Genomic DNA, 13,754 nt, shown 5'->3' with positions numbered 1-13,754 from the left:
ACCTGAAGGCCGCAGGTTCAAATCCTGCCCCCGCAACCAATCACAAAAATCATTCACAAAAAAATCCCAAAACGCCCCCGCAGGGCGCACATCGCGTTCAAACCATAATACCGCGCCGGTCCAAACCCGCCGCCCGTAATCCCCCCACAAAACCCACCCATAAACCATCTTTCCATCTCTTCCTCGCTTCAAGAAAACTATAACGTATAACAACCACAAGCCGGGACCCGCAGGATGTGCCGGTCCTCGCACACCTGTGCCCCAGGTGTCGTCATAGCAGCCGTGGCTTGTGGAGGAAGACTTGAACCGGACCATGGGAGACCCCATCAGCTTCGACGGATGTGCCGGATTCATTCATGATGGCGGCGGGCGAACCGGTGTGCTCATGCTGCCAGCATGGGGATTCGAGGAAATGACGATCCGGAGAGGCTGGGCGACCTTCGCCGATCTTCTCGCCAACGCCGGGTATGTCTGCCTGCGTTTCGACTGGCCTGGTACGGCGGATAGTCTGGGCGACGCCGGCAAAGACATCCCAATTTCGGATTGGTTCCACGCCGCCCACCGGGCGGCAGCGGTCTTGCGTGACGATTTCGGTGTGGACAGGCTCGTTCTCGTCGGCCATGGCATCGGAGCATTGCTCGCGCCTCATATTGCTGCGCAGGTCGACGCTTCCGCGATCGTCATGATGGCCCCTCAGACCGAAGGCAATGTCGGCTTGCGGGAACTGGATATCTGGAGCCGGATGATCGGTTCCTTTCTCCGGCTTCCGCCCAAGGAATCCAAAGATAGAATTGAAGTCGCCGGCCATCGCCTTTCCCTGTCGCTTGCGCAGGAGATTGCGGGTCTGAGGCTTGCCGACCTACCGTCGCCCGTATCCTCACGTTCGGCGCTCTTGATGCTGCGCCCGGGTATCGATGGACATCTCTGGAAAGAAGGTCTGGACAAGGCAGGGTTTGCGGTGACGGACGCCGTCTATACGGGGTGGGATGGTTTTCTATCGCAAACGGCCGCCTCCAAGCCACCCTTCGATGATTTCAATACGGTTCGGGACTGGATAGAGGCGCAAGCCGCGCCGAGGAGAGGTGAGCGGGACACCCTTGGCGCACGCGACTGTGCCCCCCTGGCCGGAGATGGCTTCACGGAAGTCTCGCTCCGTTTCGGCCCTCAGAATGACCTCTTCGGCATCCTGTGCAAGCCAGCCGGACGCCCTTCCGAAGCCGTCGTCGTCCTCATCAATTCGGGAGACAATTACCATATTGGCTGGGCGCGGATGCACGTGGAGTTTGCCCGTGCCCTGGCGCGCGAGGGGATTTCGAGTTTCCGTATCGATACGGGCGGGATCGGCGATGCGCGGAGCGTCGACGGCCACCTGTTCTATGTAGAGCGACAGATCCGCGATGTGATCGAAGCGGTGGAGACGATGGGCTCCATGTCGCTCGGGCCGGTCATCCTTTCGGGGCGGTGCAGCGGGGGCTATGCCGCATTGCAGGCGGCAGTGGTGGAAAACCGTGTCAGGGCGGTGGTCGCCGTCAATACCGCCCGGCTATCGCTCGATCCGAGCGAGACCTTCGAGGAGATCATGAGCGCGGGGACGTCTTCCATGGCAGACTACAAGAAGCGTGCGCTCTCGCCTCGCCTTCTGCTGGATATCGTGACCGGAAAGATGTCTTTGTTGTCCGTCGCGAACAAGGCCCGGCATATTCTCAAGACGCAGCTCTCTCTCCGTTTCCCCCGGATTTATGGGGCCGTGACCGGGGCAGGCAAGCTCACCCGTTTCACCCGGCAGCAGGCCCGGCAATTGTCGGAAAGAGCCGTAAACCCCATTCTTATCTATGCTGATAATGACGGCGGGCTCGACGAATTGGCCCGGCATTTCGGAAAGAAGCCGCCGGAGGCCTATGAACATGCCTCGGTTCGTATCGTGCCGGGCGCGGAACACAATATGACGACCTCATTTGCCAGGGATGCGATCCTGACCGCCCTTGTGGAAGCTGCGAAGCGCGTCGCTTGATATCCCTTCCTTTTCTCGAAGAAGCGCGGGGAGGTCATGTCCGGGCTGCCGCCGATCTCTGTCGCACTGCCAGGCGAGCGGATAAAGTTTTAATAAATTCGCATATAAATATGTTCTGTTATTAACTAAATTTTATGCTCTGGGACGCTATGGGTGGAAGGCTCAGAGGAATATTGAGATGCGCGTTGCGATAGTACATGACTGGCTTTACACCATTGGAGGCGCCGAGCGGGTGTTGCAGGAGATGCTGCAATGCTATCCGGCTGCAGACGTCTTTTGTCTTTTTGATTTTCTGACGCCTCAGGATCGCGCCAAAATCGGTCTTGGGGAAACCAAACAGAGTTTTCTGCAGAAGCTTCCTTTCGTGAAGAAGGCGCACAGGGCCTTTCTGCCGCTCATGCCCATGGCAATCGAACAACTGGATCTGTCGTCCTATGACCTGATCATTTCCAGCAGTTATGCCGTGGCGAAGGGCATTCTCACAGGCCCCGACCAATTGCACATTTCCTATGTCCATTCGCCCATCCGGTATGCATGGGATCTTCAACACACCTATCTTGCGCGGAATTCGAACCCCCTGACCACGTTTCTGGCGCGGCCGCTTTTGCATTGGCTTCGTGTCTGGGATACCCGCACGGCGCATGGACCCGACCAGCTTCTGGCCAACTCGCATTTTGTGGCGCGTCGAATCCGCAAAGTGTACGGCCGCCAGGCCAAGGTCCTGTATCCGCCAGTGCGCCTGTCGGAGAAATCGCAACCGCCTGAAAAGGGTAATCACTTCCTGGCAGCGAGCCGGCTGGTGCCCTACAAGAACATCGAAGCGATCGTGCGCGCCTTTGCCGATCTTCCCGACCAGCACCTTATCGTGGCGGGGGAAGGTCCTGAAGGCGCGAAATTGCGCAAGATTGCCGGCCCTAATGTGAGTTTTGCGGGGTTCGTCAGCGACGGTGCCTTGCGTGATCTGATGGGCTCCGCGCGCGCCTTTATCTTTGCAGCGGAGGAAGATTTCGGGATCATCTCCGTCGAAGCCCAGGCCGAGGGAACGCCGGTCATCGCGCTTGGCCGCGGCGGTTCCTGCGAGACGGTGGTGAACGGTCAGACCGGGTTGTTCTTCGACATGCCTGAGCCTTCCCTCATTGCCGAGGCGGTCCGGACCTTCCTGACGCGGGAAGGGGAATTCACCGTCGAAGCATGCAAGGCCCATGCGGAGCGTTTTTCCGCACAGCATTTTCGCGATGGCCTGAAAGCTCATGTGAACGAGATGATCGCTGCCTACCGGACGTCGACGGTGGGCTATGTCCCGGACAGCAAGTTCGTAACCGAAGGCTTGTGACCCCATGATCACCAAGCGCGACAAATCCGATATCGGTGCCACAGCCCCCGCTGGAGTGCCCGGCTTTGGCGTGCTCGGCGCCCTGTGGCGGCACAGGCTCCTTTTCGTCGCTACCGCCCTCGGGGTTCTCGTCCTTGCGGTTGCCGCGGCGTTCCTGCTTCCTGCCCGGTATCAGGCCAGCGCTTCCATCATCGTGGCGGAAGCAGATCCGGCGACCCGCATTTCCGATGTCTGGGCCATGAAGCAGGGGGACCCTGCCGACCTCGAAAGCCAGATCATGATCCTGCGGTCGACCAGGCTGGCGAAGCTCGCCCTTGCGCAGCCCGGCGCGTATGAAGCCGTGATGGCCGAATGCCGTGACGGGGGTGATTCATGCGCCGGCATGAAAGTCGACGATCCAAAGCTTGCGGATGAGGTGGCTGGCCACTTCTCCATCGCGGCTGTCGGAAGGTCCCGTGTACTGTCGGTGTCCTACAGCTCCGCCCTTCCGGAGACGGCCATGACTATGGCCAATGCACTTGTGACCGCCTACCTGGATGACCAGCGCGGCAGCCAGTCGAACAGCCGTGAAGTGGCCGCCAAATGGCTTTGGCAGGAACTGTCGGATCTCGACAAGGAGATTCGGGACCGGGTCATCAAGATCGAAACCTTCCGTCGGCAGAACGGTCTGGTTCAGGGCGCAACCGCATCCATCAGTTCGGAAAGCCTGACCGCCATAAGCCAGCAACTGGCAGCGGCTGAACAGACCAAGGCCCAGGCCCAGGCCCGGCTGGATGCCATCAAGGATATCCGCAACGGGGGCGATGTAACCGCCTCGCCCATGGCGCTTGAAAACCGTACGGTCGGCGACCTGAAGCAACAGATCGCCGCGATCGGCAACCAGCTTGCCGCAAGCAGCACGGTATTGGGTCCGCGTCACCCGCAGCGGCGGATGCTGGAAGCCTCCATGGGCGTTCTGCAGACGCAGCTCAATGCTGAAATCAACCGCATTTCAGCGAGCGCACAAAAGGATTACGAGGCCGCAGCAAACCTTGTCACTTCTCTTCAAGCGCAAGTGACCAAGGCAAAGGACACGGCAGCCAGCGCCCTTTCGGACGAATCGTCCATCGAGGGAATGGTGCGTGACGTCGAGGCCAAACGCCAGCTTTATGCCCAGCTTTACCAGCGGGCCAGCGAACTTGAGTCTGAACGCCGGTCCCTGAACGGAGGCGCAAGGCTTGTCAGTCTCGCAGAAATTCCGACAAAGCCCTATTTCCCCAAGAAAACGCCCATGCTGGCAGCCGGTTTGGTGATCGGTCTGATGCTGGCGGCGGCTGCCTGCGTGATTTGGGACCGCTTCGGCGGCACCCTTCGTTTGCCGTCCCGACTGACGCTCAAGACCTCGGCTTTCGGGTCCGCCCACCCCGTAAATCGCTCGGCCACGCTTCGTGTCGTGGGCACATTGCCGGACTGGCCAGTGGCAGGCCTGGCGGACCGACCGGATGATAATCTGATGACGGCCGTGCGTCGAACCCTGCTGGCGCCGAGTGTCCAGCAAGCGGTAACGCAGGTGGCAACAGACCTTCTGGACGGGAGTGAGGGAAGACCCATCCTCTTCCTTTCGACCGAACCCCGCTCGCGCCAGGGAAGTTTTGCGAGTCTCCTGGCGGGACAGGCTTTGGCCAAGGCTGGCTTGAATGTCCTTTTGATCGAATGTGCACCCCAGAAACCGGAATTTCCGGCTGCATTCGGGTTGCCCTTTGACCAACCCACGCTGGGCGACATCCTCAGGGGATCGGTGGAGCCGGCGGATGCCGTTTCCAGCACTGTCGTGGCTGGTCTCCATGTGGTCGCTGCGGGCGAAGGTGATGCTGCACTGATCGAGTCCGGGGCGCTTGAAGGCCTGGTTCGGCTCTTGGCTTGGGCGCGGCCCTATGATCTGGTGCTGCTCAGCGGTCCGGTGCTGGCAGGCCGAAGGACACAGGAGCGGTTGCAGCGGCTGACGGAAAGCCTGGAGCTGGATGCTGTGGTGTGTCTGGCGAAAGGCGTGGATGACGAAGCGCGGCTTCGGGATGCCGCCGTTGCTCTCGAGGGGCTGGATTTCAGGTCGGCGGGTGCCCTGCTGCTTCCCGGCGGGGGAATTCAGTCCGTGCCGGTCGATCCCTTCGCGCGCCAGCGCCTAAAGGCGGGATGATGAAGGCACCGCGGGTTCTTTTCGTCAATCAGACGGGCGTGATGTCGGGCGCGGAATATGTTCTGGCAAGCCTTTCGGCTGGTTGGCCCGGTGCGTCTGCCTTCCTGCTAGAGGGAGGGCCGCTGGAAGATGTTCTCCATCAAAACGGACTTCAGGTTATCGTTGCGCCCGAGGGCGCTCGCCTCGGCGCCATAAGGCGAGATCAATCGCTTCTCGCCGCCCTGCCGCTGATTGCCCGTCTTTACCGACTGATCCGCAACATTATTGCCGCCGCCCGCAAGAGCGATGTGGTCTATGCCAATTCCCAGAAGGCTTTTCTCCTTTCGGCCATCGCATCCTTTTTTTTCAGGCGGCCGCTCATCTGGCATCTGCACGATATCATGGATGGACGGCACTTCGGTGCCGCGCAACGCAAGCTGCAGATTGGACTTGCCAATCGCAGGGCGTCCTGCGTCATCGTGCCCTCGACGGCGGCGGCGGACGCATTCGTGCAGGCGGGCGGTAAATCCGCACTGGTCACTGTCGTGCCGAATGGAATTGCTCTCGATATTCCGCCGGGCAGCGGGCGAAAGGCCCTGAACCTGCCGGATGGGCCGCTGATGGGCGTGTTCAGCCGGCTTGCACCCTGGAAAGGGCAGCATGTCGTGCTGGAAGCCCTCAAGCGGGTGCCGGAACTTCAGTGCATTCTGGTGGGCAGCGCCCTCTTTGGAGAAGATGACTACAAAGCCCGCCTGGAAACCATCGTTCGATCCGAGGGTCTTTCCGACCGCGTGCATTTTCTGGGACAGCGTCGGGACGTGCCCGATCTTATGCAGTCGGTCGATGTGGTGGTTCATCCCTCTGTCGATCCGGAGCCCTTCGGCCTGACACTCGTCGAGGCCATGCGGGCCGGCACGCCCATCATCGCAACCGATGCGGGCGCTTCGGCGGAAATTCTGGACGGCGGCAGCTGCGGAACGCTCGTCCCTCCTGGAAATGCCGAGGCTCTCGCGCTCGCACTGGCGAACCTGCTTGCCGACCGGCAACCCTATGCCGACAAGGCTGCGCGCGCCAATGCCCGGGTGCGCAGTACCTACGGGCTGGAACAAATGCGTCAGAGAATTGCTGATATCATCGTGAAGGTGGCGGCCCGATGATGCCATCGAAAGCTGAGATGCGGCCTGTTTTCACCGACATGCCTCCGCTGCCCCCGGTCCGTGACGGAGGGGTTGCCGGAGGCGTTCTTGCTACCGCCGTGCCTTTCTTGCCTTTCCTTTCCCATTCTCAGTGCCGGATCTCCTGATGGAAAACATGCTCGATCCCCAGGACCAGGCACCGTCTACGCCGTCGATCAAGGTGGTCGCGGCGAAGCTTTCCACCGGTGCGCTCTTCAGCAAGAGCCTCGGCTTCGTCCGCGAGATTTTCATGGCGCATGTCGTCGGGGTCGCCGCCCTTGCTGACAGCTTTCGCGGCGCGATCACGATCATCATGCTGCCCCTGGCCTTCATGCAGAATGAAAGTGTGCCGGCCATTCTCATTCCGCGGATGCAGGAAGCCGGCCGGCAAGGGGAGGCGGCCCATCGCCTGGCTGCCATGACAATCGCGCTGTCCGCGATCGGCGCTCTGCTGATGCTGATTACCATCGGGATCGCTCATCTGCTGGTCGATGCCATGCTGGCTGGCGCCGCGCCCGCCCAGAAAGAACTGACGATCCGCTTCGTTCATATCCTGGCGCTCTCGATGCCGGCATCGGTTGCGTTGAATTGTCTGGCTTCGGGCGAGATAGCGCTCGGCAAAACGCGCGTCACGAATGCGCGGGCAAGCATCCTCAATGTCGGCGTCATGCTCGGGCTGGGGATGCTGGTCCTGACCGACTGGGCACTGACGCTGGCCATTGCCTTTACCCTGTCGTTCAACACGCTCGCCCTCTGGGCCAGCTGGGCCTTGTGGCGGGAGGGCAATCTTTCATTCGAACGATTGTCGCTTGCCGATGTCTGGGCGGAAACGACGCTCTTCCTCCGCAAACTGGTTCCTTTCGTTCCCTTGCCTGCGGCGGAACAGACCAATATCTGGCTCGAACGGCTTCTGGCTTCCCGTCTGATGACGGGCGCGATTGCTTCGATGGACTATGCCCGCACGCTGACGGAAAGCGCGTTGCTTTTGGTCAGCCAGCCCATCGGGCTGGCGGTTCTCTCCCATGGGGACGAGACGCGGATCAAGGATCAGGCTCAGTCCATCACCCGGTTCGTGGCGATCCTGATGATGCCAGCGTCCGCCTTCATATTCGTGTTTGCACCCGATATCGTGCGGCTGATTTTCCAGCGAGGAGCTTTCAACGCCCTCGGTGTGCAACTGACCAGTGAAGCGCTGCGCGGCATCAGCGTCGGCCTCTGGGCCTCGACACTCGGATGGATCCTCCTTCGCCTCCTGAACCGGGACAACCGCAGTGCGCTTGCGGCCGGCATTCTCGTGTCCTCGTACATGACCAACATCGCCATCAATGCGATCACCTCCAGCCTTGCCCAGGCCCACACCTATGGCATTCTGTTTCTCGGCTTCGGCGAAACGGTCCGCAGTCTGGTCATGTGTGTTGCCGTGATCATCGCTTTGGGCTCGCCTCTTTCGCTTTTTCGCCTTTTGGCGCGCGGATTACTACCAGCTGTAGCAATGGCTCTGGCGGGTTTGGAAATTATTGACGCTTTTGAGGGTACTTTGTCGCGTCTGGCGCTTGGACTTGGCAGCTATATCCTTGCCGTTATGCTTGCGACAGCACTGCTTGCTCCTGAAACCTATAGGAGATTGTACGCCTTTGTTCTGACTAGAAAGGGAACCTAGCCAGATGACCGACCGAGTTTATTCGGCCAAATACATCTCCGGTTCCATGCTGGCCCAGACGGCTCGGTGGATTGATGCGCTTCGCGGGCAGCGGGGTTGCTTCTTTACCTTCCATCGGGCGGTATCGTCCGCCAACTGGCCGGCTTTGCCCAATCGCGGCTTTTATCTGGATCTGGACTTTCTCGATAGTCTGCTCACCTACCTGAAGGCGAGCGGCCGACGCATCGTGACCATCGAGGACGGTCTGCAGATGGCGGCAGATGACCGGAACAACGACAGCTTCGTCAATTTTTCGATCGACGACTGCTACCGTGACACTTACGAGCACGTCGTTCCGCTCTTCCGACGCCATGGAGTGCCGATTACGCTTTTCGTCACCACCGGCATTCCCGACGGGACGATGCCCATCTGGTGGACGGGGCTGGAGGACACGATCCTCAACCGTGATTTCGTCATGGTGGATGGCGAACGCATCGAAACCGATACGACCGAGCGGAAGACGACCGTCTACATGATGCTGCAGACCCGTTGGGACGGTCCCGGGGTCGCGGAAACATATGCGCGCTTCTGTGCGGAAAACGGTGTGGATATGGACGCCGTTCATTGGAAGCACGCCATCAGCTGGAAGATGCTGGAAGAACTGGCTGCGGATCCGCTGGTCGAGATCGGCTCTCACACGGTGTCTCACCCCCGGGTTTCGATTCTGTCGCCCGAGGAAGCCCGTTATGAACTCGTTCATAGCCGCGAGCGGCTTCGCGACAAGCTCAAGGTACCCGTCAGCCATTTCGCCTTTCCCTTCGGACGCAAGAAAGATTGCGGCCCGCGGGACTTCGCCATTGCGCGAGAAGCGGGATATGAGGGCGTGGGCATCACCACCAAGGGCGTTCTCAAGGCAGGCGCCATTCCGTTCGTCTATCCCAGGATCACGTTGAATGGTGCCCATCGCACATTGATTGTGCCCGAACTGCACATGGCCGGTGCCAGTGCCATTGCTGCAAGGATGTTAGGTCGTGTCTGAAGAAAAACTGAGGGTCATTTCGATCGCGCACACGGCCGCGTCGCGCGCTGCGGGGCGTTTGCGTTATGCCCCATTTGCCGGACGCGACGACCTGGATGTGCATCTCGTGGTTCCTGCGCGTTGGGAGCAGTTCGGCCGCCACATCGTCGCGGATCCCGGTCCCGATCCGGGTGTGACGACGCATGTCTTGCCGATCCTCTTTCCGCATGTGGGTCCGTTTCACTGGTACCTGCACCTCTATCCCGGCCTGAAGCGGCTCATTCGCACCGTGCGCCCGCATGTCATTCATCTCTGGGAAGAGCCGTGGAGCCTCGTGGCGCTTCAGGCGCGCCGCCTGAAGCAGGATGCTGCCCTTGTTCTGGAAGTGGACCAGAATATCCTGAAGCGCCTTCCGCCGCCCTTCGAAACCATTCGCAGGCATGTGCTGGGCCGCACGGATCACCTCCTGTCCCGCAGCCGGGATGCGACTGAGGTGGCCGAGGCAACCGGCTATAGCGGCCCGGTCAGCCTCATCGGCTACGGCGTCGACCGGCACCTGTTCCATCCCGCAGTGGAGACCGTTGCCCGCGCCGACGGGGCCCCCCTGGTGCTCGGTTACGTCGGTCGGGTCGTGGAAGAAAAAGGCATTCAGGATGCCCTTGATGCCATGGCTCGGTCCACGGTCCCCGTTGTTCTGAAAATCATGGGCGAAGGCCCTTATCAGGAGGCGCTTCGCAATCAGGCAAACCGGCTGGGCCTCAATGATCGTGTGACGTTCCTGCCGTGGGAGAAGCCGGAGGGCGTGGCTGCGTTCCTTCGTTCCCTGGATGCGCTCATCCTGCTGACGCACACGACCTCCAAGGTGAAGGAACAGTTCGGCCGGGTGATCATCGAAGCACAGAGCTCCGGAACGCCGGTCATCGGTGCCCTCTCGGGCGCCATTCCCGACGTCATGGCCGAGGGCGGATGGGTCGTCCCCCAGCATGCGCCAGACGATCTGGCCGCTATCATGGCGCATATTCACGCCCACCCGGAAGAGCGATTGGCGCGGTCGGCCGCCGGGATAGCCAATGTGGAGCAGCGCTATACCTATGATGCCGTTGCAAACCAGCTTCTTTCGGCCTGGAAGGAAGCCGCATGGCGGCGCTTTCCCGAAACGCGGTTTCTAGCGGGTGACGAGCGCCATATAGGTCTCGCCGCCGGGCAGGGCCTCAAAGACAAAACGGTCGCTGCCTGACAGGTCCCGGATGTCCCGGATGCCGTCCCAACCCCAGAGTTCGATACGGCGAGCGCCTTCGGGCAGGTCGATCTGCCAGCGTCCCCCGCTGATGTCCGTCCAGCCGCGGCGATTATGCCAGACGAAGAGGTCTCCCTTCGGCCCTGCAAGATGCAGCGTGCCCGTCCGATAGGGATCGGAAGACAGGATCTTCATATCGCCTGCCAGATCCAGCACGCGCTTGAGCACCCGGGATCTTTCTTCGGGGCTCCAGGGCGAATCCGATGTGGCCATGGCATAGCCGGGTCCCTGCGTGCGACCCGTTTCGGCCAGATCCCAAGGGAAGGCAAAAACCGTGATCGGCTGCCCGCGGGCACCCACGACGCCCAGATTGTCCCAGATGGCGGTGAGAAACAGCTTTGCCGCCGTTTGTTCGTCCGACCAGCCTGCCGTCCGCGATATATTGAATTCGGTGGCGTAGAAATTGATGTCCCGTTTCAGCCCCAGGGTCTGCTTGATGCGATCGAAACAGGTCTGGGCTGAAAACTGGCGCCCTTCCGTGAGGGGATACCAGCGCTCATTGTAATAGGTATGCAGATCGATTCCATCCAGTTTCCCTGCCTCCAAGAGGTCGGCAATGGCGGGGCCATAGCCTCTCAGTGTCGCGTCCCCATCGATATTGCACGCTGCGAAGCCGGCTGGCACGACCTTCAGCGCCGGATCGACCGAGTGGATGCCATCGGCCAAGCCCTCGAGAGCGTCATGATAATCCTTCTTGGGAATCGTATTCTGGACATCCGGTTCGTTGACCGCGGAGAAAATGGTGGCGCCGAAATCCTTGATCCCGTTTTCCCTGGCCCAGTCTCCGTTCGGCCGGAAGCGGGTGGCGTATTGGACGCCGGCCTTGAACCAATCCTCGTAGGAGCCGATCGGCTGCGGCGGATCGAGCGTCTGGTAGCTGCCTTCATATTCCAGAAGCACCACGGGCGTGATGCCATTTTGGTAAGCCTGCATCATTGCGGCGTCGAAATCGTGGGGCGTCGGCACGCGCTTTACATCGCGCCATCCATAGGAGTTCATCCGGCCGAGCCGGGCGCCGACGTGGTGGAGGGCGTCCAGAAGCGGTGTGAGCTGATCACCTGCCATGAACGTGACGAGATTTCCGCCGCCGGTACGCCAGCGGAGCGTGCCGTCATTGGCCGTAGCCGGGGACAGTTGAATGCCGGTTGCGGCCAGAAATGCAACCAGGAATGCCAGATGTTTCCTGCAGATCACGATCCAATCTCCTCGAGACGAGCCCGAAGTCCCGCAGGGCCTCTTCCACACCTGTGAAAGTATCCCGTGGGTTCTTCCGGTCGAGCGACGCGAAGGGGAAACATCCCGGCGACACCGGCCTCTTTATCGATTGTTAATTATAACAATAAGGCATGATGTCGATAAAATAAGTCTTTGATGGTTAAAGATAAAATGCGACGGACCGGCGTTCTCCCTTCAGGAACGCCGGAATTCGGGTCTCGCTTCGAAGGGAGGCGCGCCGGTTCCCTTTCAGGGTTCGGCGTCAGGCGGACGGCGGCGTTTCCGCAGGCACCGGTATGGCGCGCCGGTTTTCCCTGCCGAGCAGACGGATGGCGAGTGCCACGAAAATGATGGTCATTGCCGGCCAGTACATCCAGTTCATGGCCGCGCGCTTCCCGAAATTGATCAGGAAGAACAACCAGATGATCCAGACGCCGGTGGTATGGATCTGCGTCCAGCACCCCGCGCCGATCATAAGGCGGGTTTTCTCAAAGGATGTGGCCGCCAGAAGGAGGATAACCACATAGGCGGTGCCGCCGGCAATGAAGCTCACGGGCGTCGTCAGGCTGTCAAACAGGACCGGGTCGAGCAAGGCCAGACGCACAAGAACGGCCGCATGCAGAAGATGGGAAATGACGAAGGCGAGCCCCATGTAGCGCCGGTTCTTGAGGAGCCACCGGCTGCCGGCACCCGGCAGGAGGCGATAGAGACCGGAGGCGATAAACGCGAGCGAAAACAGGACCAAGGACGTCCGGGCCGTCAGTCGGACGGCGACCCGCGTGCCGTCGACCGCATCGGGGCTGCGCACTGCCACAAAGGCAACCATGATGGTCAACACGGCGGCCAGCAGCGCAAGTAGGCTCCACCCCTGGGGGACCAAACGGGATAAGGGCATCGGGATCTCCTGATCGTTCAATGTAATCACTGTTTACATGAGTTTTGCCGATCGTCAAGCGGATATAAGCACTGCTTACATCCGCTGTGGTATAGGGAGGTCATGAGCACTGATTCACCGGCGGAAAAAGCCGCCTATCACCATGGCAATTTGGTGGAAGCCCTTCTGGCATCGGCAGTGGCCCTGATCGAGGAGAAGGGCGTGGAAACCCTGTCGCTTCGCGAGGTCGCGAAGAAGGCAGGCGTTTCGCCGGGCGCGCCATTTCGGCATTTTGCCAGCAAGACAGCCCTGCTGACGGCCGTCGCGGAGCAGGCCATGGCCCGGCTGTCGGCCGCCGTGGAAAAGGACCTTTTCGGTCATAGCGAGGAGGAGCCGCTGCAGGCGATCCACATCATGGGGCGTGCCTATCTGAAATGGGCGCTGGCCAATCCTACCCATTTCCAGGTCATCAGCTCGCGGTCGTTGATCGATTTCCATGGCTCGCGCAAGCTGGTGGATAGCAATGAGGCCCTCAGACGAGCCGCAGTCCGGCTTTTCACTGCAGCGCGTCTGCGGGGCCAGCTGCGCGAGGGCCTCGATTTCGAAGATGTGGTCTTTGCCGCCCGCGCCTTCGTCTATGGGGTCGCCCGCATGTGGGTGGACCGGCACTTTTCCGAATGGAATGTGGTCAAGCCCCCGGAAGATGCCATGCAGGGTGCACTCGACGTGTTTATCCGGTCCATTTCGTCGGAAAGCATGGTGCTCGCAGGCAAAATCTTGCCGGCAATCGAACCAAATTAGAATACTAAATCTATAGAGATTACCCGGTGGCTGCTAGAAGGAGTGCAACAATTCCTCAGGAGACCGCCATGCACCTTCGAAGCCCTGCCGGACTGTTCACCTTGCCGGGTGCGGCCATGCTCGCATCCTACGGGTTTATTGTGGCCTTGCTGCTTCTGCTGTAAGTCAAGGCGCGCCACGCTGGCTGCGAAAACGGAGGCCCCTCCCAGCCCGTTTCGGAAACCGGCCGAAAATCGTTC

General features: G+C 60.5%; 10 protein-coding genes. 8 read left to right on the top strand and 2 right to left on the bottom strand.

Features of this window, described 5'->3' with window-relative positions:
- Window positions 1-313 precede the first annotated feature (313 nt).
- From ACT54B_RS21130 to ACT54B_RS21100, 7 genes are all read left to right on the top strand, one after another.
- Window positions 314-2,011, top strand: a complete 1,698-nt coding sequence (locus ACT54B_RS21130) for an alpha/beta hydrolase (protein ID WP_476047906.1) — start codon at window positions 314-316, stop codon at window positions 2,009-2,011.
- A gap of 178 nt (window positions 2,012-2,189) precedes the next feature.
- A complete protein-coding gene (locus ACT54B_RS21125) occupies window positions 2,190-3,344 on the top strand; it encodes a glycosyltransferase (RefSeq protein WP_476047899.1) in 1,155 nt (384 codons plus the stop codon).
- Between the two features lie 4 nt (window positions 3,345-3,348).
- A complete protein-coding gene (locus ACT54B_RS21120) occupies window positions 3,349-5,517 on the top strand; it encodes a GumC family protein (RefSeq protein WP_476047897.1) in 2,169 nt (722 codons plus the stop codon).
- Window positions 5,514-6,653, top strand: coding sequence for a glycosyltransferase family 4 protein (locus ACT54B_RS21115; protein WP_476047895.1), 1,140 nt, complete (start codon window positions 5,514-5,516; stop codon window positions 6,651-6,653). The genes ACT54B_RS21120 and ACT54B_RS21115 overlap by 4 nt, the downstream gene beginning before the upstream one ends.
- 145 nt (window positions 6,654-6,798) lie before the next feature.
- Window positions 6,799-8,331, top strand: a complete 1,533-nt coding sequence (locus tag ACT54B_RS21110) for a lipid II flippase MurJ (protein WP_476047894.1) — start codon at window positions 6,799-6,801, stop codon at window positions 8,329-8,331.
- Between the two features lie 4 nt (window positions 8,332-8,335).
- The gene (locus ACT54B_RS21105; RefSeq protein WP_476047892.1) at window positions 8,336-9,349 is read left to right on the top strand and encodes a polysaccharide deacetylase family protein; all 1,014 of its coding nucleotides are present in this window, start codon (window positions 8,336-8,338) and stop codon (window positions 9,347-9,349) included.
- Window positions 9,342-10,565 carry a glycosyltransferase gene (locus tag ACT54B_RS21100; protein ID WP_476047891.1) on the top strand — a complete coding sequence of 408 codons (1,224 nt, stop codon included), beginning with the start codon at window positions 9,342-9,344 and terminating at the stop codon, window positions 10,563-10,565. Before ACT54B_RS21105 ends, ACT54B_RS21100 begins: the two co-directional genes overlap by 8 nt.
- Here the strand turns inward: ACT54B_RS21100 and ACT54B_RS21095 are convergent.
- Entirely contained in the window at window positions 10,494-11,819 is a 1,326-nt protein-coding gene (locus ACT54B_RS21095; protein ID WP_476047889.1) for a hypothetical protein, read from the bottom strand. The two genes, ACT54B_RS21100 and ACT54B_RS21095, sit on opposite strands and share 72 nt — an antisense overlap.
- A 283-nt stretch (window positions 11,820-12,102) precedes the next feature.
- Complete coding sequence (locus ACT54B_RS21090; RefSeq protein WP_476047887.1) at window positions 12,103-12,735, bottom strand: hypothetical protein; 633 nt, start codon at window positions 12,733-12,735, stop codon at window positions 12,103-12,105.
- Between the two features lie 102 nt (window positions 12,736-12,837).
- On the opposite strand from ACT54B_RS21090, the gene ACT54B_RS21085 reads away from it, so the two are divergent.
- Window positions 12,838-13,515, top strand: a complete 678-nt coding sequence (locus ACT54B_RS21085) for a TetR/AcrR family transcriptional regulator (RefSeq protein WP_476047885.1) — start codon at window positions 12,838-12,840, stop codon at window positions 13,513-13,515.
- Window positions 13,516-13,754 lie beyond the last annotated feature (239 nt).

The sequence above is a fragment of the Gellertiella sp. DMC107 genome, from assembly GCF_056313605.1.
Note: the sequence above shows the minus strand (reverse complement) of the source record. Positions and strands in the feature narration are given on the sequence as shown.